General features: G+C 68.9%; 19 protein-coding genes. 1 reads left to right on the top strand and 18 read right to left on the bottom strand.

Annotated features, from left to right (window positions below; genetic code table 11):
* Window positions 1-4: 4 nt before the first annotated feature.
* Together D0Z08_RS03940 and D0Z08_RS32550 are read right to left on the bottom strand one after the other, a co-directional pair.
* The gene (locus D0Z08_RS03940; protein ID WP_118922900.1) at window positions 5-1,171 is read right to left on the bottom strand and encodes a CaiB/BaiF CoA transferase family protein; all 1,167 of its coding nucleotides are present in this window, start codon (window positions 1,169-1,171) and stop codon (window positions 5-7) included.
* Entirely contained in the window at window positions 1,168-4,572 is a 3,405-nt protein-coding gene (locus D0Z08_RS32550) for an aldehyde dehydrogenase family protein (RefSeq protein WP_220454024.1), read from the bottom strand. Before D0Z08_RS32550 ends, D0Z08_RS03940 begins: the two co-directional genes overlap by 4 nt.
* Window positions 4,573-4,747: 175 nt before the next feature.
* Between D0Z08_RS32550 and D0Z08_RS03925 the strand changes: the two genes are divergently transcribed.
* Complete coding sequence (locus tag D0Z08_RS03925) at window positions 4,748-5,419, top strand: TetR/AcrR family transcriptional regulator (RefSeq protein ID WP_118922898.1); 672 nt, start codon at window positions 4,748-4,750, stop codon at window positions 5,417-5,419.
* A gap of 10 nt (window positions 5,420-5,429) precedes the next feature.
* Here the strand turns inward: D0Z08_RS03925 and D0Z08_RS03920 are convergent, their stop codons facing one another.
* The 16 genes from D0Z08_RS03920 to D0Z08_RS03845 all read right to left on the bottom strand — a co-directional run bounded on the left by D0Z08_RS03920 (window position 5,430) and on the right by D0Z08_RS03845 (window position 21,675).
* A complete protein-coding gene (locus tag D0Z08_RS03920) occupies window positions 5,430-7,070 on the bottom strand; it encodes a GMC family oxidoreductase (RefSeq protein WP_118922896.1) in 1,641 nt (546 codons plus the stop codon).
* 73 nt (window positions 7,071-7,143) lie between these two features.
* On the bottom strand, window positions 7,144-8,322 hold the full coding sequence (locus D0Z08_RS03915; RefSeq protein ID WP_118922894.1) for an NAD(P)/FAD-dependent oxidoreductase: 1,179 nt from the start codon (window positions 8,320-8,322) through the stop codon (window positions 7,144-7,146).
* Between the two features lie 4 nt (window positions 8,323-8,326).
* A complete protein-coding gene (locus tag D0Z08_RS03910; protein ID WP_118922892.1) occupies window positions 8,327-8,521 on the bottom strand; it encodes a ferredoxin in 195 nt (64 codons plus the stop codon).
* Window positions 8,522-8,567: 46 nt separating this feature from the next.
* The gene (locus D0Z08_RS03905; RefSeq protein WP_118922890.1) at window positions 8,568-9,818 is read right to left on the bottom strand and encodes a cytochrome P450; all 1,251 of its coding nucleotides are present in this window, start codon (window positions 9,816-9,818) and stop codon (window positions 8,568-8,570) included.
* Between the two features lie 101 nt (window positions 9,819-9,919).
* The gene (locus D0Z08_RS03900) at window positions 9,920-10,327 is read right to left on the bottom strand and encodes an SCP2 sterol-binding domain-containing protein (RefSeq protein WP_118922888.1); all 408 of its coding nucleotides are present in this window, start codon (window positions 10,325-10,327) and stop codon (window positions 9,920-9,922) included.
* 48 nt (window positions 10,328-10,375) lie between these two features.
* Window positions 10,376-10,984 carry a hypothetical protein gene (locus tag D0Z08_RS03895; RefSeq protein ID WP_118922886.1) on the bottom strand — a complete coding sequence of 203 codons (609 nt, stop codon included), beginning with the start codon at window positions 10,982-10,984 and terminating at the stop codon, window positions 10,376-10,378.
* Window positions 10,981-11,487 (bottom strand): hypothetical protein, encoded by a 507-nt coding sequence (locus D0Z08_RS03890; protein WP_118922884.1) that lies wholly within the window; start codon window positions 11,485-11,487, stop codon window positions 10,981-10,983. Before D0Z08_RS03890 ends, D0Z08_RS03895 begins: the two co-directional genes overlap by 4 nt.
* Window positions 11,484-12,821, bottom strand: a complete 1,338-nt coding sequence (locus D0Z08_RS03885; RefSeq protein WP_118922883.1) for an MCE family protein — start codon at window positions 12,819-12,821, stop codon at window positions 11,484-11,486. Before D0Z08_RS03885 ends, D0Z08_RS03890 begins: the two co-directional genes overlap by 4 nt.
* Entirely contained in the window at window positions 12,821-14,110 is a 1,290-nt protein-coding gene (locus D0Z08_RS03880) for an MCE family protein (RefSeq protein WP_118922881.1), read from the bottom strand. The genes D0Z08_RS03885 and D0Z08_RS03880 overlap by 1 nt, the downstream gene beginning before the upstream one ends.
* Window positions 14,107-15,351: an MCE family protein gene (locus D0Z08_RS03875; RefSeq protein ID WP_118922879.1), complete on the bottom strand. Its 1,245-nt coding sequence runs from the start codon at window positions 15,349-15,351 to the stop codon at window positions 14,107-14,109. Before D0Z08_RS03875 ends, D0Z08_RS03880 begins: the two co-directional genes overlap by 4 nt.
* Window positions 15,351-16,409, bottom strand: a complete 1,059-nt coding sequence (locus D0Z08_RS03870) for an MCE family protein (protein ID WP_182481139.1) — start codon at window positions 16,407-16,409, stop codon at window positions 15,351-15,353. Before D0Z08_RS03870 ends, D0Z08_RS03875 begins: the two co-directional genes overlap by 1 nt.
* Window positions 16,409-17,458: an MCE family protein gene (locus tag D0Z08_RS03865; RefSeq protein WP_118922875.1), complete on the bottom strand. Its 1,050-nt coding sequence runs from the start codon at window positions 17,456-17,458 to the stop codon at window positions 16,409-16,411. The genes D0Z08_RS03870 and D0Z08_RS03865 overlap by 1 nt, the downstream gene beginning before the upstream one ends.
* Window positions 17,455-18,708, bottom strand: coding sequence for an MCE family protein (locus tag D0Z08_RS03860; RefSeq protein WP_118922873.1), 1,254 nt, complete (start codon window positions 18,706-18,708; stop codon window positions 17,455-17,457). The genes D0Z08_RS03865 and D0Z08_RS03860 overlap by 4 nt, the downstream gene beginning before the upstream one ends.
* Before the next feature lie 7 nt (window positions 18,709-18,715).
* Window positions 18,716-19,600 carry an ABC transporter permease gene (locus D0Z08_RS03855; protein ID WP_245993619.1) on the bottom strand — a complete coding sequence of 295 codons (885 nt, stop codon included), beginning with the start codon at window positions 19,598-19,600 and terminating at the stop codon, window positions 18,716-18,718.
* 1 nt (window position 19,601) lies between these two features.
* Entirely contained in the window at window positions 19,602-20,366 is a 765-nt protein-coding gene (locus D0Z08_RS03850) for an MlaE family ABC transporter permease (protein ID WP_220454023.1), read from the bottom strand.
* Between the two features lie 133 nt (window positions 20,367-20,499).
* Window positions 20,500-21,675, bottom strand: coding sequence for an acyl-CoA dehydrogenase family protein (locus tag D0Z08_RS03845; RefSeq protein WP_118922869.1), 1,176 nt, complete (start codon window positions 21,673-21,675; stop codon window positions 20,500-20,502).
* Between the last annotated feature and the right edge of the window lie 106 nt (window positions 21,676-21,781).

Raw genomic sequence — 21,781 nt, 5'->3', positions numbered from 1 at the left:
CGGCTCAGCCCTGGACCGCGACCCCGCTCGCGATCAGGTCCTCCACCTCGTCGACGCCCCAGGCGAGAAGGACCTCACGAGTGTCCCGGCCGATCGCCGGCGGCGCCTCAGGTACGGCGGACGCCGTACGGCTGAACCGCGGAGCGGGCGCCGGCTGCACCACACCTCCCACCTCGACGAAGGTCGAGCGCTTGGCGAGGTGCGGGTGGTCGGCCGCCTCCCGGAGCGACAGCACGGGCGCGACGCAGGCGTCGGTGCCCTCGAACAGCTCTGACCACTCCGCCTGCGTGCGCGCGGCGAACGCATCTGTGAGAGCGCGCCTGATCTCCGGCCAGCGCTGCGGGTCCGAGCGGTCGGCGGCCTCAGGCTCGAGCTCGAGAATCTGAAGGAGCTCGGCGTAGAACTGCGGCTCCAATGCGCCGACCGCCATCCAGCGTCCGTCGGAGGTCTCGTAGGTGTCGTACCAGGGGACGCCGCCGTCGAGCATGTTCACGCCCCGCTGGTCGCGCCAGAGACCGCCGGCCATCATGCCGTGCAGCAGCCCGGTCAGCGAGCTGGCGCCGTCGACGATCGCGGCGTCGACCACCTGACCCCGACCCGAGCGAGCGGCCTCCCAGCACGCGGCGAGCACGCCCATCACGAGGAACGTCGAGCCACCCCCGAAGTCGCCGACGAGGTTGACCGGCGGCACCGGCGCTCCGCCGGCGCGCCCGACCGCATGGAGCGCTCCCGTGATCGCGATGTAGCCGATGTCGTGGCCCGCGGCAGCCGCCAGCGGTCCGTCCTGGCCCCAGCCCGTCATCCGCCCGTAGACGAGGCGCGGGTTGACTGCCCAGCAGTCGTCGGGACCCAGCCCGAGGCGCTCGGTGACACCAGGCCGGAACCCTTCCAGCAGCACGTCCGCCTGCGCTACCAGGCGCAGGACGGTCTCGACCCCCCGCGGCTGGCGCAGGTCCAGCACGACCGATCGCCGGTTGCGCCGCAGCACGTCCTGCTCCGGCGGCACCGAGCTCCCCTGCCTGCCGGGACGCTCGATACGTACGACGTCCGCTCCCATGTCTGCGAGGAGCATGGCGGCGTAGGGGCCCGGCCCGATGCCGGCGAGCTCGACGACCTTCAGGCCGGCGAGCGGACCCTCCCCGAACCGGTCCGCAGCACCAACAGTCGTCACTCGGCGTACAGCCCCTCGATCTGGTCGGCGTACTTCACGTGGATGATCCGCCGCTTGAGCTTGGCCGTCGGCGTCAGCTCGTCGGAGTCGGGCAGCCACGCCGACCCGAGCACGGCGAACTTCTTGATCTGCTCGTTGCCGTGGAGGCGCTGGTTGGCGCGGTCGACGATCGCTTCGACTTCGGCCAGCAACGCCGGCGACTCCACCAGCTCCTCGAGCGAGAGGCCCTCGAGGCCCAGTCGCTTCGCGTGCACCGGTGCCGCCTCGGGGTCGAGCGTGATCAGCGCGGTCACGTACTTCCGCGCATCGCCGATCGCGACGACCTGACCGATGAGGGAGCTCTCGCCCCGGACCGCGGACTCGATGTTGGCGGGCGACATGTTCTTGCCCGCCGAGCTGATGATGATCTCCTTCTTGCGGTCGACGATGGCGATGAAGCCTTCCTCGTCGATCGACGCGATGTCGCCGGTGTGCAGCCAGCCGTCGCTGTCGAGAGCGTCTGCCGTCGCCTCCGGCTGCTTGCGGTAGCCGGCGAAGTTGAGCTCGCCGCGGCAGAGCAGCTCGCCGTCATCGGCGAGGCGGACCTCGACGCCCGGGAGCGGCTTGCCGGCGGTGCCTGTCTTGTAGTCGTCGACGCGGTTGAAGACGTTGAGCGAGCCCTCAGTGAGGCCGTAGGCCTCGAGCATCGGGACGCCGACGGCGCGGAAGAACTGGGAGAGCTCGGGGCTCGACGGCGCGCCACCGACGAACGCCGCCTTGAGGTTGTCGAGTCCCAGCCTGCCCAGGAACGGCGCCAGCCTCGGGAGGATCGCCTCGTGGCGCTCGACGAGCTCGGCGGCCTCGGCTGTCGGGACACCGCTGCCGGCCTCGACCGCGCGGACCCGCGCCAGACCGACTTCCACGACCTCCTCGAGCTCAGCGCGCTGTTCGTCGGGCTGCGCGGCGATCATGCCCTCGATCGCGACCTGCAGCTTCTCCCACAGCCGGGGGACCGAGAAGAACGCATCGGGGTGCGCGGTCCCCAGTGCGATCGGCACCTCCTTCATGTCCGGGCAGGCGGTGATCGTCGCGCCGTACCCCAGAGCCATGTAGTGCGCGGTGATCCGGCCGCCGGCGTGAGCCATGGGGAGGAACGAGATGATCCCGTCCGTGGGCATCGGCAGCGCGGCGTCGAGCGCCCTCTGCTCGGCCATCACCGTGCGGTGCGTCCACTGCGCGCCCTTCGGCGGACCCGTCGTGCCGGACGTGTAGATGAGGGTGACCAGGTCGTCGGGCCCGACAGCTCGCCACGCCGCCTCGAAGTCGAAGCCCTCGGCCGGCGCGGCCTCGACCGTCGCGAGGCTGACGGTGCCGTCGACGTCGCCGGCACCGTCGACCAGGATGACCTGCTCCACCTGGCCGTCGAGCGATGCGACCGCCTCGAGCACCTTGGGCAGGAAGGCTTGCTCGGTGACGACCAGTCGTGCGTCGGCGTTGGCGAGCTGGTGGGCGATCTGCTCGGCCGGCGAGCTGTTGAAGATTGCGAACGGCACCGCGCCCAGGTGCACGGCGCCGAAGTCGACCAGGTGACACTCCGGGGTGTTGGGCAGCATGATCGCGATCGTGTCCCCGGCGCCGAGCCCGGCGCCGGCCAGACCGGCGGCGATGCTCCGGACCCGGTCGCCCATCTCGGACCACGTCAGCTTCACCGACCCGTCGATGCTGCGCAGGGCGAGCTTGTCGCCGTACTGGGCGACGGTCCTCTGGAAGGCCTCCGGAACCGTGGCGGCGTGAAGCGGGCGGACGGCGGTGTCGTTCATCTCATTCTCCTGATCAAGGGGGTTCACTTGACGAGTCGCGCGAGGCGGCGCCGGGCGGCGCACCTCCGGTGACGACCTGACCCGGCGCCCGAGCCGGCGTCGCCAGTCGTGCATGCCGAGCAGCCGGAGCGCCTTGTCGGTCACGGCCGCCTTGAGCGGGGTGTACGGGTACCAGTGGAGCTCGCGCTTCAGGTCGACGCGCTCGCTCACGAAGGCCTGCTGCCGGCAGTACTTCCGGATGCTGTTGGCGCCTCCGAAGCGGTGACCGAGTCCCGACGACTTCCAACCGCCCATCGGCAGGGGGAACTGGAAGACGTTCGTCATCGCGTTGTTGACGTTCATGCCGCCGGTCTCGACCTGGCGGCCGACGCTGAGCCCGCGTTCGGCGTCCTTGGTCCAGACGCTGCCGGCGAGCCCGTACGGCGAGTCGTTGGCCAGCCGGACCGCCTCGTCCTCGTCGGCGACCTTCATCACCGGCAGCAGCGGTCCGAAGGTCTCCTCCGTCATCGCGAGCATGGTGTGATCGACGTCGACGAGGACCGTCGGCGGGAAGAACAAGCCCTTGCTGCGCCGCTTGCCGCCGGTCAGGACAGTCGCGCCCTTCGCGACCGCGTCGGCGACGTGGCGCTCCACGATGGCCAGCTGCTTCTCGTTGGCCATGGCGCCGTAGTCCGTGCCGAAGGAGCCCTGCTCGTCATGGCCGACGCGCAGGCGCTCCACGTTGTCGACGAGACGGGCGACGAAGTCGTCGTACACGGCCTCCTGGACGTAGACGCGCTCGACAGCCACGCAGGACTGACCGGCGTTGAACAGCCCGCCCCACACGGCGCCGCGCGCGGCGCGGTCGAGGTCGGCGTCGTCGAGGACGATCATCGCGTCCTTGCCGCCGAGCTCCAGGCTCGCCGGGATGAGTCGCTCGGCCGCACGGATCCCGACCCGGCGCCCGGTCTCGGTGGATCCGGTGAACTGGATCATGTCGACCTGCTCGACGACCGCAGCACCCGCGTCTCCCAGCCCGGTCGCGACACCCAGGACCGGCGGCGCGCCGATCTCCTCGTTCCAACCGCGCACGACCTCCGCCCACGCCAGAGGCGTGACCTCCGAGGGTTTCGTGAGGACGGCCGCGCCCGCCATGAGGGCGCCGGGCACGTCCATCATCGGCATCGCCAACGGGTAGTTCCACGGAGTGATGATGCCTACGAGCTGGTGCGGACGCCGGATCAGTCGCAGCTTCTTCGTCATGGCGGAGACGTTGTGCGGCGCCGGGGTCTCCTCCGCCAGGAAGCTCGCACCGTTCTTCGCGCAGTAGTTGATCACCTCGACGGCCACGAGGAGCTCGATCTGGGCATCGCCCCAGCTCTTGCCGGCCTCGCGGTGGACCAGGCCGAGGATCCGCTCGCGGTTGTCCACGATCCAGTCCAGCCACGCGAGCAGGTGCTTCTTCCGTCCGTCCGGCCCCAGCGCCTCCCAGGCGGGCTGCGCCTCTCGCAGACGCGCGGCAAGGCTAGCCACGTCCTCGGCCGTCATCTCGGGGACCGTGCCGACGACGCTCCCGTCCGCCGGGTTCTCCACCGCGATCTCCGCCGCCACTGTCACGCTCATGGGAGCAGGTTATGAGAATACTCGTCTCAATACAAGACTTATGAGACTGGATCATCGATAATGATGGTGCCGGACACGGCGACGACGCCACACGGATTATGAGAGAAGGCGTCGGTAATCTGGAGCCGAGAGCCGCGACGAGCGGCACCCGCGCACAGCTGCCAGGGAGACACCCATGACCGCAGAACCGACGCCGAAGAAGACTCGTCCGCGAGGACGCCCCCGCCTCGACATCGACCCCGATGCCGTGGCTGACGCCGTCGCCGAGCTCTTCGCCGAGGGCGGTCTCGAGGCGGTGTCGATCCTCGACACCGCGGAGAAGCTGTCCGTCAGCAGGGCGACGCTCTACCGCACCGTCCCGACCAAGGAACACCTGATCGGCATCCTGTTCGAGCGCAGCACGGGCGAGCTCACCCGCAACGCCCGGGCCACCGTCAAGGAGATCGACGATCCCGCGGAGCAGCTACTCAACCTGGTCCGGCTCCAGGTCGACGCCGCGATCCGGATGCGGCGCTACATGCCGGTGTTCTTCGGTGGCGGCGACCTCCCGCCCGACGTCTTCGAGCGGTGGCACAAGTGGAGCCGCGAGTACGAGAAGATCTGGGTCTCCGTCGTCAAGGACAACATGGAGAAGGGCGCCCTCGCGGACGCCGACCCCGTGATCACCGCGCGGTTGCTGCTGGGCTCGTGCATCTGGGTGTCGCGGTGGTACCGGCCCAAGGACAAGTACAGCCCCGAGGAGATCACCGAGGTCGCCCTCAACCTGGTCCGCGCCCTGCAGTCCCCGGCCAAGCCGACCGCCGAGAAGCCGGCGAAGAGGGCTGGCGTCCGCGCGCCGCGGAAGTAGCTCGGATGGATCAGGCGCGGCCCAGGATGAGGTCCGACGCCCGCTCACCGATCATGTAGCACGGAGCGTTGGTGTTGCCGCCGGTGATGCTCGGCATGATCGAGGCGTCAGCCACGCGCAGGCCCTCGATGCCGCGGACCTTGAGATCGGGACCGACCACGGCTCGTTCATCGACGCCCATCCGGCAGGTGCCGACCGCGTGCATGACCGACACGGCACGCCGCCGGATCTCCTCCGGATTGTCCTTGCGCACCTCGGTTCCGGGGTAGATCTCCCCCTTCACCGACGACCCGAACGCCGAGCTGGCCATGATCGCCCGAGCCATCTCGGTGCCCTCGGCCAGGACCTTGAGGTCGTCGGGCTCGTTGAGGTAGCCGTAGTCGATGACCGGAGCGACCGTCGGGTCGGCCGAGGCCAGCCGTAGAGTGCCGCGGCTCTTGGGATAGATCAGCGTGGAGAAGACGCCCAGGGAGGGGCGCGGGTCGGGCTTCTGCTTGCCGTGATAGCCGGCACCGGGGTCGGGGTAGCTCCACGGAATCGCGTGCAGCTGGATGTCCGGCACGTCCGTCGCCAGCGAGCTGCGGACGAAGCCGACCGACTCGAAGATCGAGTGGTTGAGGAAGGTGTCCTGGCCGACGAGGTTCTTGGCCATGCCCTTGAGGAAGAACCCGGGCGTCGACTTGTGCGTGATGGTCGAGAGGTGGAACGACAGCGGGTGGAAGAGGTGGTCGTGCAGGTTGTCGCCTACCGGCAGGTCCGCGACGCAGGCGATGCCGAGGCTGGCGAGGTGATCGGCCGGGCCGATGCCCGAGAGCATGAGCAGCTGCGGACTGTTGACGAAGCCGCCGGAGACGATGACCTCCTTGCCGGCCCGGATGGTCCGGCGACCGCCGCCGCGACCCTGGTCGATGACCTCCACGCCCACGGCGCGGTTTCCCTCGAGGACGATCTTGGTGGCGAGCACCTCCGTCTGGACCTCGAGGGTTCGGGGGGCGAGGTCGTGGACGTAGCCGCGCGTGGAGGAGTAGCGAATGCCATCTCTCACGTTCTCCTGCAGGACGGAGATGCCTTCCTGCTCCGCCCCGTTGTAGTCGTCGTTGATCTTGACGCCCAGGGCCTCGGAGGTGGCCTGGATGAACTGGTGCGTGCCCTCCTGGACGATCCGGCTCCGCGAGACCTTGATCGGCCCACCAGCACCGCGGTAGGCGTTCTCGCCGTCCTCGAAGTCCTCGGACCGCTTGTAGGCGGTGTTGACCTCGTCGGCCGACCAGCCGGCGTTGCCCTCGGCGGCCCAGGAGTCGAAGTTCGCGCGGTTGCCGCGCACGTAGACCATTCCGTTGACCGAGCTCGAGCCGCCCATGACCTTGCCGCGCGTCACCAGCATCTCGCGGCCGCCTGCACCAACCTGAGGCGTGGACCTGTAACCCCAGTCGAACGCCTTCTCGAGGCGCTCCTCGAAGTGCATGGGCGCCACCATGCCGGGCTTCCGCGTGAAGTAGCCGTGCACTCCCCTGTCGTCGGACCTGCCGGCCTCCAGCATGATCACGCTCGCGCCCGACTGGGCCAAGCGGCTGGCGACGACAGCACCGGAGCTGCCAGACCCCACCACCACGTAGTCGGCTTCATTGCTGTAGGTCGGTCGCTTGGGCATGGTCAGGATCCAACTTTCCGGTACGGCACGTGGCGCGGCGTCAGCCGACGCAAGGACGGGTGTGAGAGGCAGGTCAGGCTGGAGCGAGGGCGGCCAGCGAGCGCTGGTAGCCGATGATGCTGCGGTTCATGTTGAAGGCGACGGCCCCGACGAGCTCCCCGTTGCGGTGGCCCTCCGCCAGCAGGGACGGCCTGTCCGGGTCCTCCTCGACGATGGTCCAGGTGTCGACCGCCCGCAGGAACCCGGCCGACTTGATCTTCACGTTGTACTGGTCGGACCAGAAGGTCGGGACGGACGCCAACGGGGCGCGCTCGCCCACGGGCAGCAGCAGGTTGCGGGCAGCGAGGTCGGCCATGTCCCGGGCGTTGGACCAGTGCTCGATGCACGCGGCGCCGTCGGCGTGCCGGTGTGGCCACGCCGCGATGTCACCGGCCGCGAAGATCTCCGGTACGACGGCGCCCTGGTCGTCGAGCACCGCGCAGGCGGCGTCGCACAGGACGACCCCGCGGTCCATCGCCAGGCCGGCGTCGGCGAACCACTCGGAGTTCGGGGTGGAGCCGACGGCGACCAGGACGACCGTCGCCTCGAGCAGTTCGCCGTCAGTGAGGCGGACGCCGGTGACCCGGCCGTCGCCTTCGATGGCTTCCACACCGCGCCCGAGCCGGAAGCGGACTCCCTCCGACTCGTGGATCCGCGCGGCCCGGCTGCCGATCTCCGGCCCCATGACCGGCATCGGGTGCTCGGCGACGTCGACGATGGTGACGTCGACGTCCTCCTTGCGGAGGGTGGCGGCGACCTCGCAGCCGATGAAGCCGGCCCCGATGATGACCACGCGCGCGCCGGGGCCGATGTCCGCGCGGAACGCGGCGGTGTCCGCCAGGCCCCTCAGCGTGTGGACACCGGCCGCCGGAACCGCGCCCTCCCACTGCCGCGCGCGACGTCCGGTCGCGATCAGCAGCCCGTCGTAGGCGACCACGGAGCCGTCGTCGAGGACGACGGCCCGACGCTCGCGGTCCAGCCGCACTGCTCGGCGACCCAGCCGCCAGGTCACGTCAGGTGCCTCCCCCGGCAGCGCGCACTGCGCCTCGGTGAACGTTCCGGCCAGCAACTGCTTGGACAGCGGTGGCCGGTCGTAGGGCAGGTGCTCCTCGTCGGCGACCACCGTCACCGCACCGTCGTAGCCGGCCTCCCGCAGCGTCTGCACGAAGCGGAAGCCGGCCAGCCCCCCGCCGACCACGACGACGTCACGCACGGTCTCAACCCTCGATCGTGATCGCGGCGACCGGGCACATCTTCGCCGCCTGCGCGACGGTCGCCCGGTGCTCCTCCCCCGGCTCGGCGTCGAGGACCTGGACGACCTCGTCGTCCTCCCCGATGTCGAAGATGTCGGGGGCAGCGACGACACAGTCGCCGTGGACCTCGCATAGGTTCGTGTCGACGGTGATCTTCATGGCGTGCTCCTGCAGGTTTCCGCTTGCGCTGGGTTGATGGGTCCCGTCACCGAGGGGTGACGGTGACGGGCAGCTCGTAGACGCCGCGCGAGTAGGCATCACGCACGTAGCTGATGGGGCCAGCTGGCTCGATGTTCGAGGTGCGCTGGAAGAGCTCCTCGAACAGGATCTTCATCTCGAGCGCCGCCACGTGCTGGCCGAGGCACTTGTGCGGGCCGCGGCCGAAGCTCACGTGCGGGTTCTCGATGCGGTCCGGCTGGAACTCCTCCGGCCGGTCGAACACCCGCTCGTCGAAGTTGCCCGCGGCGAACAGCATGGCGACGATGTCGCCTTCCTTGACCTGCTTGCCGTGCAGCTCGTGGTCCCGCGTCGCAGTGCGGACCAGGTGGGTGAAGGGGGAGGCAATCCGCACCATCTCCTGGATCACCGTCGGCGGCAGGTTGTTCTGGTGCGCACGCATCCAGGCCATCGCCTTCTCGTTGCGCATCAGCTCGTGCATCCCGTGCGACATCGCGGTGCGCGTGCTCTCGGCGGCGCCGCTGGCGAGGAGCGCGACGTTGCCCACGATCTCCTCGGGCGACATGAGCGGGTCGCCACCCTCGCCAGAGGCCACCAGGCGCGTCATGACGTCGTCGGCCGGATTCGCCCGCTTGAGCTCGGCGAGCTCCTCGGAGTAGACCATCAGGTTGCCGATGGCCTCCATCACCTCGTCGAAGGACGCAGTGATCCGGGTATCGAACGGCGCGGCGAACTTGTCCACCCAACCGAAGAACTTGACCCGGTCCTCCTGGGGCACGCCGAGGACGTCACCCAGCGCCTCCATCGGCATGTTGTGCGCGATGGTGTGCACGAAGTTGAACGTGCCCTTCTCCAGGGCGTCGTCGACGACGTCCTTGGCGTACTGGCGGAACTTGCCCTCGAGCTTGCGGACGTAGCCCGGCGTGAATCCCTTGGCGAGGACCTGGCGCTGGCTCCGGTGGCGCTCGCCGTCGGTCGTCAGCATGGCCGGCATGCCGCCGTTCTTCGGGTCGATCGGGACGACCTGCCAGATGTTGACGTAGCCGCGGTCGGCCGCATACAGCTCGGTGTTGCGGTCGACCTCCCAGATGTCCTCGTTGCGGCTGACCACCCAGGCCCGATCGATGAGCATCGGGTCATCGAACTCCTGGAGGTAGCACGGCTCCTCGTCACGGAGGTGGCGGTACTGCTCCAGCGGCAGCCCGAACGTCGTCGGGTCACCCTCGGCGTAGGTGTCGTAGTCGAAGATCCGGAGCTCCGGAACGGCGGTGGTGGTCATCAGCAGCTACCTCAAAGTATTTTCTAGCCCGTGTGTCTCATAAAGATACTGGGTGTCTCAAAAGGGTGTCAATGCACGCTGACACCCGAATCGGACGGGGATCAGGACTCGCGCCCGATCGAGACCAGGTGGCTGCGGTAGAGCTCGTAGGCCGGCTGGAGCGCAGGCACCAGCCCCATGAGCTTGGCGACGCCGCCGGACACCTTGATCTTGCGGCGCGCGAGGGCGACCGGGAGGTTGAGCTGGCCCATCCAGAACTTGTGGCCGTCCTCCGCCGACATGGTCAGGTCGACCTCGGCGGTGCGGCCCTCGGCGTCCTCGCCCACGTAGAGGACCGGCGGGTCGACGGTCGCGTCCAGCAGGAAGACCCCGTCGGGGTCCTCGTGCGCGACCTTGAACGAGGTGTTCGCCGAGACGAACTTCTTCCCGACGACCGGGTCGGTCGTCAAGGACTGCATGAACGGGGTGAAGACGGCGTACATGTCGTCGGACGACGTGAAGACGGTCATCGGGGTTCCTCTCGAGATGGGTGGGGTGGGCCGGCGGCGCCGGTCCGGTCAGACGGGTTCGAGGGCGCTGATGCGCCACTCGCCGTCGACGTACTTGGCGGTGACGGCGAGGCGGCTGCCCGAGACCCGCGGCTGGGCGAGCTCGGAGCTCCGCGTGGTCACGTTGACGAAGAGCAGCAGCTCGACCTCGTCGTGCTCGGCGGAGACCACGCCGCTGGCGGAGACGCGGGCGTCGGTGACGACCTTGACCTTCTTGGCCGCGGGGGCGATCTCGTCGGTCACCAGGGACGTGTAGTCGTCGGCGAAGGAGCCGGTCAGCCAGTCGCGCTCGCGGGCCAGGTCGTCCTCGATGTCGCGGTAGTCGTAGCTCAGGAGCTGCTCGACGTGGGCGACCACGTCCTTGCGGGCCTGCTCGCCGCCGTCCTCGTTGGAGTCATGGCGCGCGTTGGCAGCAAACAGGAAGGCCGCGACGGCGAACAGGACCAGGGGCACCAGCCACGGCCGCCAGCCGCCGGGGATCCTCCTGCTGAGAGTCAGCGAGGGGGTCGGCCGGGTGACCCTGACGGCGCGCCGCCCGGGCTTCGACTCGGTGTTATCGACGGTGTTCTCGCCAGTGTTGTGGACGGTGTTCTCGAGGGTCTGTGTTGGGTTGCTCATGCGACGAACTCCATTCCGGTGATGAGCCAGCGGTCGCCGTTGCGGTCCAGCTCGACCCGGACCCGGTAGTTCTTCGCGGTCGTCTTGTCGCTCTTGCCGTGGGCGACCTCGGCCGAGGTGGCGACGAGTACGACGGCCGTCTCACCGTCGTACTGGTCGACGGCCACGGACTTGACCTCACCGGTGGCGCGGATCTTGTCCTCGTTCACCACGTCGGCGAAGGTGTCGGCGAACCCGTCGAACTGCCGCTTGAAGTCGCCGCTGAGCCGTTTGCCCATCGCCTCGAGCTTGTCGTCGATGGTCTCGGAGTCCAGGGTGGTCAGGTCGAGCACCTGGTCCCGGGCGACTGCCACGGCCTCGTCGCGCCGATCGTCGTCTTGTCGGTCCTGGTACCAGACCATGCCCTGCCAGACGATCGCGGCGACCGCGGCCAACGTGACGACGAACAGCGCCGTGCGCGAGTCGAGCCCGGACAGCTTGGGGAGCTTGATGTTGGGCTTCATTTCTTCACCAGTCCTCGAACGAGTTCTTGCCAGGTCGTGGCGCCGGGTGGTTCGCCGGCGAGGAGGTAGGAGGTCAGGCCCAGCTCGACCGAGCCGGTCGGAGCCGGCTCGTCGCCGGCCTCGTACGCCGACCGACCGGTGCCGTCGAGTGCCGAGGTCTGGTCGAAGTGCAGGCCGCAAAGCGCTGCTGTGGCGCCGGTGCCTCCGTTGGGGCAGGGGTGGTTGCGTGCGCCGCGAGGTGCTCTGATGTCGTCGGGAGCGACCTTGCACCACGAGTTGTTCGGCGGGTCGGCGGGCGAGAGGTCGTCGGGGTTGCGCATCTTGTCCGCGTCCTCGAAGCCCTCGGTGCAGGTCGGCGGGTCGAGGCCGGCCTTGAACCACAGGTTGGCCGCCGACCTGGTTCCGCTCCGGCGCGAGACCGGGATGGCGGCGTTCACCGACGTGGTGACCGCGGGCAGCACGATCAGCAGGTGCTCGACCCCGTCGCGGTAGACGCGCAGGACCTCGCCGACCTCGGCAAGCTCGGCGACCAGCCCGGGCGCGACGCCGGTGAGGTCGACGGCGAATCCGCCCATCGCCTCCATGAAGGGCGCGCCGGCCTCGATCAGCCCGCGGAGGTCGTCGTCGTTGGCCTCGAGCTGGCCGGTGAAGGAGTCGAGAGTGGAGGCGTAGGAGCGGATCGCCGGGTCGAGCTCTTGCTGCGTGCCGAGAACGGTGGTGGAGTCGTCGATCAGCTGGAGGGTCTGCGGGAGGTTCTCGGCGGCGGCGACGTGGAAGGCGCTGCTCGCGTCGATGAACCGGCCGAGGTCGTCGCCCACGCCGTCGAGGGCTGCGTCGAGCTCGGCGACCACGGTGCGGAGGTCCTGGCGTGGGATCGAGGCGAGGAGGTCGTCGACCGAGGTGAGCAGGCTGTTGGTCGTGGTCGGCAGCACGGTGCGGTCGGCCGGGATGTTGGCCCCGTCTTGGAGGTGCTCGGTGGACGGGTCTGCGGGCGGGAGGAAGTTGACGTACTGCTCGCCGATGACCGATGCGCTGCGCACCTCGACCGTCGAGTTGGCCGGCAGCTGTGTGCCGTCGTCGACCTGGAGGTGGGCGACCACGTTGCCGTCGTCGGCGAGTTCGACGTCGGTGACCTTGCCGACCTCGACCCCGCGGTAGGTGACCATGGCTTGGGGGTAGAGCCCGCCGGCGTTGGTCAGCTCGACGGTGAGGTCGTAGCGGCCGATCCCGACCTGCTGGGGCAGCCGGACGTAGTAGAGCGCGGTGATGATCAGCGTGACGGCGGTGATCGCGACGAAGACCATCAGTTTGGCCTTGGTGACCTTGGACAGCATCAGTTGCCTCCCAGGAGCGGGTTCAGGAGACCTGAGAGGCCGCCGTTGTCATCGGCCGCGGGCTCGTCCTGGTTCTCGTTGCCGGGTGACCGGTCACGACCCCCGTCACGACCACCTTCACGGCCGGGGTCGCGGCCGCCGAGGAGCCCGTCGACGCCGTCGAGGAGCCCGTCCAAGGGGTCGGTGGACAGCGGGTCGTCGGCATCGACAGCAGGGCCGGTTGGTGATCCTTCGAGGACGGCCGGGAAGAGCCCGTCCAGCGGCGTTCCGCCGAGCCAGTGGTCGGTGAGGTTGCCCGGGCTGACCTCGATCTCGGAGATCAGGTTCATGTAGTCGCCGTAGATGACGTTGTCGGCGGCACGGGTGTTGAACGGGTAGGTCAGGCCGTCGAGGCTGTCGGCGAGGGTGTCGCCGTGGTCGGCGAGCTCGCGGGTGATGACGGCCAGGTTGTCCAGGTTCGCCTGGAAGTCCCGCTTGGTGCCGCTCACGACCCGGTGCGCGACGTGACCGAAGTCGTCGAGCGACTGCAGGGTGCGGACCAGCTGGCGACGCTCCTGGCTGATGGTCCGGAACCCGCGCGGGAGCTCTTCGAGGAGCCGTCCGACCTTGGTCTTGTCCGACACCACGGTGCGTGAGATGCGGTCCAGCTGGGTGAGGGTGGCGGCGATGTTGTCGCGCTGGCGGTCGAGCCGGGAGGTGAACCGGCTCACGGTCGTCATGAAGGAGCGGATGTCCTTCCCGCGGCCGCCGAACGCTGCGTTGAGCTCGTGGGAGATGGTCTGCAGCTGCGGGAGGCCGCCGCCGTTGAGGAGCAGCGAGGCCGCGGTGAGGACCTCTTCGGTCTCGGGGTAGCGAGAGGTGCGGTCGAGGCCGATCTCGTCGCCGGACTCCAGGTAGTCCGCGTCCCAGGCTGCCGGACGGTTGGCGGGGTCCTTGAGCTCGAGGTACTCCGCGCCGAGCAGGCTCTTCTGGGCGATGCTGGCGGTGACGTCGGAGGGCACCAGGACGTCTCCCTCGAGGCCGACGGTGAGGGTCGCGACCCAGTCGTCGAGCTCGATCTTGCGGACCGAGCCGATCGTGACCTCGCCGTACTTGACCTCGGAGTTGGGCACCAGGTTCGCCGCGTTCTCCATCTCCACGGTGATCTCGATGCGATCATCGCCCCCACCCTTGGTGAACGGCAGCGCGATGGAGTTCAGCCCGGTCCAGCTGCAGCCGGACAACGTCAGCGCGAGGAGCACCGCGACGAACCCGGTGCGCACGGTGCGCACGGTGGCGATCGTCTTCATCGTTGCCCTCCCAGGAGCTGGTCGAGCCCGTCCAGCAGGTCGGCGTCGTCGGTCGAGGGCGTCCTGGTGGTGCCGTCGAGGGTGTTGCCGTCGCCGGGATCGGCGACCCCGCCGTCGCCGGCGTCGTTGTTGGTGAAGCCGCCGATCCCGACCGGGGGGCCGTTCATCGCGAAGTACTTCAACAGCGGGCCGAGCGCCTCCTGGCACGCCGACCGGTCCCCGCCGGCCGCGAGCAGGGCCCCGCAGATGATCTGCGCCGGCGCTTGGAGGTTGTTGGCCGCGAGCGCGCCGGTGATGAGCGTGCCCGTGCTGCCGCGCGGGTCGAGGATCCGGTAGAAGTTCGAGAGCCCGATGGGCGCCGCCTGGAGGATGTCGGCGATCTGCTGGCGGTTGCCGGCCAGCATCGAGGTGGTCGTTCGGAGCTCTCGCAGGGTGCTGACGGTGAGGTCCCTGTTGTTCCGCACGAACGCATTGACCTCCTCGAAGGCCTGGTGCAGACCGGTCAGTGCGCCCTCGAGGGCGAACCGGTCGCTGTGCAGGATGGAGGCGACCTGGGCGAGCCGCTGGTTGAACAGCCGGACCTGGGCGTCGCTGCCCTTGATCGCGGTCACGAAGACCTGGAGGTTCCGCACCGTCGCGAACAGGTCGCCACTGTTGTCGGCCAGCGTGCTCATCGCCTCCGAGACGTCCGCGATGGTGCTGTTGAGGCTCGCGCCGTTGCCTTCGAGGAACCCGGCCGTTGCGGAGATGAGGTCGCTGGTCGCCCCGTCCTTGTTGGCGCCGGTGGGACCGAGGGCGGTGGAGAGCTCGACCAGCTGGTCCTTGATGTCGTCCCACTCGACCGGGATCGCGGTTCGCGACACCGGGATCGTGGCCCCGTCCTGGAGCGGGGACTCGCCCGAGTCGATGGTGCCGATGGGCCCGAGCACGATGGAGCGGACCGAGACCAGGGACGGCGCGACGACCGCGGCGCGGACGTCGGAGGGCACGGGGTGGTCGGAGTCGATCTCGATGACCACCTTGACCCGGTCGGCCTCGGGCTCGACCGACTGCACGGTGCCGATGGGCACTCCGAGGGCGGTGACGTCGTCGCCGACGTAGATCCCCTTGAACTGGGCGAAGTAGACCGTCACCCGCATCGATCCGGGATCGGCGAGGGCGAACGCGCCGCAGGCAAGGACGACGGCGACCGCGACCCCGACCTTGATGGCCTTGCTGTACTTGCGCAGGTGCTCACGCATCAGAACGCCCCCTCCCCTTCGAGCAGACCGGCCAGGCCGCCGGTGAACAGGTCCTCGGGGGACCCGATGTTGGCCACGTAGGCCTGGAAGAACGGACCGCTGGCCACCGACTCCCCGAGCGACCGGATGTAGCCGCCGGTGCTCTTCAGCGCCAGCTGCAAGGTGTCGCGGTAGTCGGTCAGGAGCTCCGCGGTGTCTCTGAGCTCGGTCAGCGCCGGCTTGAGCGAGAGCTCGTTGTCCCGCGCGAGACCGGTCAGCTGCCGGGCCGCCCGCTGGACGTTGCGCAGCAGGTCGCCGAGGATGACGCGGCGCTGCGTGAGCTCCTCGAACAGCAGGCTGCCGTCGCTCATGATCTGGGTGATGTCCTTGTTCCGGTCGGCCAGGATCGTCGACACGCTGCTCGCCCGCTTCAGCAGCGTCTGCAGCTCGGCGTCGCGGCTGCTGAGCGTGTTGGAGAGGGCGCCGACCCCCTCCAGGGCGCTGCGGAACTCCTCCGGGGTCGCGGCCAGCACCTCGCTCACCGACTCGAACGCCTTCGCCAGCCCGTCCTCGTCGATCTCCGAGGTCGCGGTCGTCAGCTCCCCGAGCTCCTCGTTGACCGCGAACCCGGCGTCGGTGCGCTCGCGCGGGATCTCGTGCACGTCGCCCTCTCCCGCCGGCTCGACCGACAGGAACTTGCTGCCGAGCGCGTTGTCGCTCTTGACGATGACCAGGGTCTCGTCACCGAGCTCGAGGTCCTCGAGGCCGAACGTCACCTCGACGTGGTCGCCCTTCAGCTCGACTCCGTTGACCTTGCCCACCTTGATGCCCGCGACCCGCACCTCGTCACCGGAGCGAAGACCACCGGCCTCCGAGAGATCCGCGGTGTAGCTCGCGTTCCCCACGAGCTCCAGGAGCTTGCCGATGTTCAGGGCACCGGCGAGCAACAGGGCGGTCAGGACCAGCCCGACGAGCCCGATCCTCCCCAGGTCCATCTCGCTGAACGCCTTGCGCTGCGGCCGCCGCGTACGACGGCCGGTCTTCGGGCCGGTCTTCGGGGTGGGCTTGGTGGTGGCCATCAGCGCTGCACCCCGCCGCATCGGCCCTTGTCGTCGATCGTCCACGGGGTGTAGACGTCCAGGTCCTCACCGGGCAGATCCATCTTGAGCTTGACCCCGCACAGGTAGAAGTTGAAGAAGGAGCCGTAGGCCCCCAGCCGGCCGAGCTTCCGGGCGAACGAGGGGTAGGTGTCCAGGACCTCCCGGATCTCGGTCTCGTTGAGGTTGATCGCCCGCGCGAGCTCACCCATCTGGTCGATGTTGGCCTTGACGCCGGGCCGGATCCGCGCGAGCAGATCCGCGGTGTCGGCCGCAGCCACGTTGATCGAGGCCAGCGAGCTACCGATCGCCTCGCGGTCCTCGGCGAGGCCGTCCATCAGGTCGGCCATACCGACCACGAGGTCGTCGAGGTCCTGGTGGTGACCATCGAGCACGCTCAGCGCCTCGGAGAGGTGGGTGATCGTGCGCCCGATGATCCGGTCCCGGTCCGCGAGCCGGGAGGTGAACGAGCCGACGTTCGCCAGCATCGCCTCGACGGCGCCGGCCTGGCCCTGGGTCACGTTGAGCACGTTGGTCGCGAGCTCGTTGACCTCCTCGGCGTCGAGGGCCCGCATGAGCGGGTCGAAGCCCTGGAAGAACTGGTCGAGGTCGAGCGCCGGGCGGGTCTGCGTCAGGGGGATCCGGTCGCCCTCCGCGAGCACCGCTGCCTTCGCCTCTGCGTTGGCGTCGTTGCCCGGCATCAGGTCGAGGTACCGGTCACCGGTCAGGTTCGCATACCGGATCCGGGCCTGCGTCGCCTCCGTCAGCGTGACGTCATCGGCGACGCTGAAGCGGACGACAGCGTGCCGGTCCTCACCCAGGGCGATCGACTTGACACTGCCGATGGCCACACCGTTGCCGCGCACGTCGCTTCCGACCGTGAGGCCGGAGGCGTCGGTGAAGACGGCTTCGAACTCGGTGCTCGGCTGGATCCGTACCCGGCCGAACACGATGCCGACCATCGCGATCATCAAGCCCATCGACACCACGAACGCGAGCACCTTGACCAGCGGTCCCTTGTTGATCCTCACTGCTCGGCCCCCTGGAGTGCCGGCAGCAGCGCGGAGAGCACATCAGTGCCGAACCAGTCCCCGACCAGGTCGGTGTAGACCTGGAGCGGGTCGTCCGCCGGGCCCGCCGGGCTGCCGGTGCTCGCTTCTGAGTAGGTGCCGGCGGTGCCGTCGTCGAAGTCGATGTGCGGGACCGTCGGGTCCGCGGCCGTCGCCTCCCGGTAGCACGCGGGCCCGACCCCGGTCACGAGCTTCGGCCGGTTCTCGGCCAGCGTGTAGGGCTCCGCCGACGGCAGGAACCCGGTCATCGCGTAGAAGTAGTGCTCGTCCTCTGCCGGGTTGCCGAAGAACTTGTCGAAGATGTGGATGTGCTTGTTGAGCGACTCGATGATGCATCCCACGGCCGGCGCGTACTCCGCGCCGAGACCGCTCACCGGGAGCCACTGCTCGTTGAACGCGAGCAACGGCTGCTCCAGCGCCAGCAGCAACGCCGCCGCGGCATCGGCGGCCTCCACCGTGCCACCGAGCAGGGCGTGGAGCTGATCCTGCCGCGCGGTGAGGGTCTCACTCGTGGTGGCGAAGTTGTCCCCGGTGTCGATGAGCTGGGGTGCCACGTCCGCGTAGGTGTCCAGCACCCCGGGCGCCGCCGCCAGGTCGGTCTCCAGCGCCCCCAGGTGCGGCTCGAGCGCCCCCAGGTAGCGGTCCCAGTCGGTGAAGAACTGGCCGAAGCGATCCCCGCGCCCGTCGAGTGCGGTCGAGGCCGCGGTCAGGGTCGAGTTGAGCTTGGCCGGTTGCACCGCCTTGAGCACGTCGAGCCCGTGGGCGAAGACGTCGTTGACCTCGACCGTCACCTCGCTCGCCTCGATCACCTCGCCGTCGCCGATCGCGTCAGCGGCCGACCCGCCCTCCGGGATGCGGAGGTCGACGAACTTGGCACCGAACACCGTCGTCGCGCGGATGCTGGCGACGACGTCGGCAGGCACGCTGTCGGCCTTGTCCGCCTCGATCGCCACGGAGACCCTCACCCGACCGTCGTCGGTCAGCTCGGTGCTCCGAACCTCGCCGACCGCGACGCCGGACATCCGCACTCGGGCGCCGGTGTCGAGCAGCAGGCCGCCGCGGTCGGTCTCGACCGTGACGTTGACGACGTCGGCGAAGGCTCGCTGATAGGTCGCGATCAGGAAGGCCGAGACCGCCACGATCACCGCGAGGCCGATGGCCCCGAGGATCTGGGTGTGGTGGCGCGCATGGGTGGCGCGGGAGGACGTCATCGTGTCATCACCCGGTGATGTTGAGGCTGTGGGACGTGCCGTAGAGCGCGAAGCTCAGCAGCATGTCCGCGAACAGGATGGCGATCAGGGACAGGCGCACCGCGCTGCCGACGGCTTGTCCGACGCCGGCCGGACCGCCCTTCGCGGTGTAGCCGTAGTAGCAGCACACGGCCATGATCACGACCGACATGCACATCACCTTCACGAACGAGAGGACGATGTCTCCCGGGATCAGGAAGGTGTTGAAGTAGTGCTGGTAGGCGCCACTCGACTGCCCGAAACCGACCGTGACGACAAGCCGCGTCGCGGCGTACGACGCCAGCAGCGCCATCGCGTACAACGGGACGATCGACACCAGACCGGCCACGATCCGGGTGCTGACCAGGTAGGGGATGGAGCGGATCGACATCACCTCGAGCGCATCGATCTCCTCGCTCACCCGCATCGCCCCCAGCTGGGCGGTAAACCCCGCGCCGACCGTCGCGGTCAACGCGATCCCGGCCAGGGCAGGCGCCGCGAGCCGGGTGTTGATGTAGGCCGAGATGAACCCGCTCAGCGCCTCGACCCCGATGTTGCTGAGCTGGGAGTAGCCCTGCAGACCCAGCTCGATGCCGGCGAAGGCGGTGAGGAACGAGACCACCACGACCGTGCCGCCCACCAGCGCGATCGCACCGCTGCCGAACGCGACCGTCGAGATCAGCCGCAGCACCTCCCGGCGGTACTTCATCACCGCGAACGGGATGCCCTGGAGCGCAGCGATGTAGAAGCGGACCTGCTCACCACTGTGGAACAGCGTGCGGGCCGGCGCAGTCACGACCCGCTTGATCGCCGCCGCCTGCTGCGACCGGATCTGCGCGCTCAGCGCTGACTTCTCCTCCGACATGAGGGCCATGTCAGCCTCCCAGCTGAAGGTAGACAGTGGTGATCGTCGAGTTGATGACCAGCAGCACCATCAGGGTCAGCACGACCGTCTGGTTCACTGCCTCGCCCACGCCCTTCGGACCGCCCTTGGCGTTCATGCCGAGGTAGCAGGCGACCAGCGCCGCTGCGACCCCGAAGAGGGCGGTCTTGATGAGCGCGGTGATGAAGGCACCGGTACCGGTCACCAGGGTCAGGTTGGACACGAACAGGCCGGGGCTCGCGCCGCCGAGGGTGACGGCGAAGATGTAGGTGCCGATCAGCCCGACCACGCAGACGATGCCGTAGAGGCCGACCGAGACCACGACGAACGCCAGGATCCGCGGCGCCACCAAGCGCTGCATCGGGTCGAGGCCCAGGACCTCCATCGCGTCGAGCTCCTCCCGGATCTTCCGCGCACCCAGGTCGGCACACACCGCCGTCGCCCCCGCACCCGCCACCACCAGGACGCTGCAGAACGGACCCAGCTCCTGGATCACCACCAGGCCCGCACCCGCGCCCGAGAGGTCGGTGGCGCCGATCTCCATGAGCAGCTGGTTGATGAAGAACTGGACGACGACGGTGAAGGGGATCGTGACGAAGATGGCCGGCAGGAAGGAGACGCTCGCGATGAACCACGTCTGCTCCAGGAACTCCCCCACCGCGAACGGCCGCCGGAAGATCGCTCGCAGGGAGTCACCTGCCATGGCGAAGAAGCCGCCCAGGGGCGTCATCTTTGCGCGAAGGCCTGTTGCCGGCATCGGTGATCTCCTGGTCGATTTATGCGACGGTATGACTCAATACTAAACGAAGACCTATGAAGTCCGTTACCCCTGAGCGCAATCTTTTTGAGACAGGCCGATTCATCGGCGCGCCGCGCCATCCCTGAACGGGTCAGGCGCGCGCCGGCCGAAGGCCGAACGTCGACGAGATGATGTCGCGCTGGATCTCGTTGGTGCCGGCGTAGATCGTCGCCGGGAGGCTGAGCCGGAGGTGGCGCTCCATGTCGAACTCGAGCGTGTAGCCGTATCCGCCCATCAGCTGCATGCCCTCGAGCGCGACCTGCTTGGCAGTCTCGGTGACCTTCACCTTGGCCATGGACGTCGCCCGGATCAGATCCTCAGGACGGCCTTCTCCGGCGGCGACCCGGCGGGCGGTGTCGTAGGTCAGCGCACGCGACGCCTCGATCTCGATCGCCATGTCCGCGACGCGGTGCCGCACCGCCTGGAAGGACCCGATCGTCGTCCCGAACTGCTCGCGCTGGCGCAGATAGGTCAGCAGGTCGTCGAACGAGCGCTGCGCCATGCCGAGACCCTGGGCCGCGCACACGATCCGCTCGCCGTTCAGCCCGGACATCACCTGCTTCCAGGCGCCGCCCTCCTCGCCGACGATCGCCGATGCGGGGACCTCGACGTCGGTGAAGAAGAGGTCGTTGACCTCGGCTCCGCCACCCATGGTGGCGATCGGCCTGATCTCGAGCCCAGGAGCCGTCGCCGGCACCTCGAACATCGTCAGCCCCTCGTGCGGCCGGTCACCTCGTCCCGTCCTCGCGACAAGGAGGATCTTGGACGCGAACTGGGCGTCCGAGCACCAGGTCTTCTGACCGGTGATCCGGTAGACGTCGCCGTCGCGCTCGGCGCGGCACGCGATCGCTGCGGCGTCCGAGCCGGCGCCGGGCTCCGAGATGCTGATCGACATGACCTCGCCCGAACAGATGTCACCGAGCGTGGACTTCTTCTGCTCCTCGGTGGCGTAGCGCTTGTAGACACCGGCGACGGTGTGCGAGGTCCCGGCACCGTGGACGGGGACCATGCCGCGCCAGAGCTCTTCGAACAGGATGACCTGCTCGATGATCCCGCCGCCGCTGCCGCCGTACTCCTCGGGGATCGAGACGCCGAGGTAGCCGGACTTCGCCAGCTTGGCGTACAGGCCCTCGTGGTGCTGCTCGCGGTTGCTGTCGGTCACGCTGACGCGCTGCTCGCGCGTGCCGCACTCCTTGGTCGCGAAGTGGCGGACAGCCGCTGCGAACTCTTCCTGCTCCTCGGTGAACCCACGCGAGTCCTGCGGCATCGTCAACCCTTTCGGAAACCACCTGCTCAGAATCCCGGTGGACGCTCGACTTGTTTCTGAACCTTACTGTCTCAATACTAGGAACCATCAGGTCATGCCGTCAACC

This window comes from Nocardioides immobilis, from assembly GCF_003515065.1.
GTDB lineage: Bacteria > Actinomycetota > Actinomycetes > Propionibacteriales > Nocardioidaceae > Nocardioides > Nocardioides immobilis.
The sequence above is the reverse complement of the archived record's forward strand: the minus strand, read 5'-3'. Positions and strand labels throughout refer to the sequence as shown.

Excerpts from the sequence above, each read along its gene's own strand:
- D0Z08_RS03910 (WP_118922892.1), bottom strand. The coding sequence starts at position 8,521 with ATGAAGATCACCGTCGACACGAACCTATGCGAGGTCCACGGCGACTGT.
- D0Z08_RS03870 (WP_182481139.1), bottom strand. The coding sequence starts at position 16,409 with ATGGCCACCACCAAGCCCACCCCGAAGACCGGCCCGAAGACCGGCCGT.
- D0Z08_RS03895 (WP_118922886.1), bottom strand. The coding sequence starts at position 10,984 with ATGAGCAACCCAACACAGACCCTCGAGAACACCGTCCACAACACTGGC.
- D0Z08_RS32550 (WP_220454024.1), bottom strand. The coding sequence starts at position 4,572 with ATGAGCGTGACAGTGGCGGCGGAGATCGCGGTGGAGAACCCGGCGGAC.
- D0Z08_RS03875 (WP_118922879.1), bottom strand. The coding sequence starts at position 15,351 with ATGCGTGAGCACCTGCGCAAGTACAGCAAGGCCATCAAGGTCGGGGTC.
- D0Z08_RS03845 (WP_118922869.1), bottom strand. The coding sequence starts at position 21,675 with ATGCCGCAGGACTCGCGTGGGTTCACCGAGGAGCAGGAAGAGTTCGCA.
- D0Z08_RS03900 (WP_118922888.1), bottom strand. The coding sequence starts at position 10,327 with ATGACCGTCTTCACGTCGTCCGACGACATGTACGCCGTCTTCACCCCG.
- D0Z08_RS03890 (WP_118922884.1), bottom strand. The coding sequence starts at position 11,487 with ATGAAGCCCAACATCAAGCTCCCCAAGCTGTCCGGGCTCGACTCGCGC.
- D0Z08_RS03850 (WP_220454023.1), bottom strand. The coding sequence starts at position 20,366 with ATGCCGGCAACAGGCCTTCGCGCAAAGATGACGCCCCTGGGCGGCTTC.
- D0Z08_RS03880 (WP_118922881.1), bottom strand. The coding sequence starts at position 14,110 with ATGAAGACGATCGCCACCGTGCGCACCGTGCGCACCGGGTTCGTCGCG.
- D0Z08_RS03925 (WP_118922898.1), top strand. The coding sequence starts at position 4,748 with ATGACCGCAGAACCGACGCCGAAGAAGACTCGTCCGCGAGGACGCCCC.
- D0Z08_RS03905 (WP_118922890.1), bottom strand. The coding sequence starts at position 9,818 with ATGACCACCACCGCCGTTCCGGAGCTCCGGATCTTCGACTACGACACC.
- D0Z08_RS03920 (WP_118922896.1), bottom strand. The coding sequence starts at position 7,070 with ATGCCCAAGCGACCGACCTACAGCAATGAAGCCGACTACGTGGTGGTG.
- D0Z08_RS03885 (WP_118922883.1), bottom strand. The coding sequence starts at position 12,821 with ATGCTGTCCAAGGTCACCAAGGCCAAACTGATGGTCTTCGTCGCGATC.
- D0Z08_RS03855 (WP_245993619.1), bottom strand. The coding sequence starts at position 19,600 with ATGGCCCTCATGTCGGAGGAGAAGTCAGCGCTGAGCGCGCAGATCCGG.
- D0Z08_RS03860 (WP_118922873.1), bottom strand. The coding sequence starts at position 18,708 with ATGACGTCCTCCCGCGCCACCCATGCGCGCCACCACACCCAGATCCTC.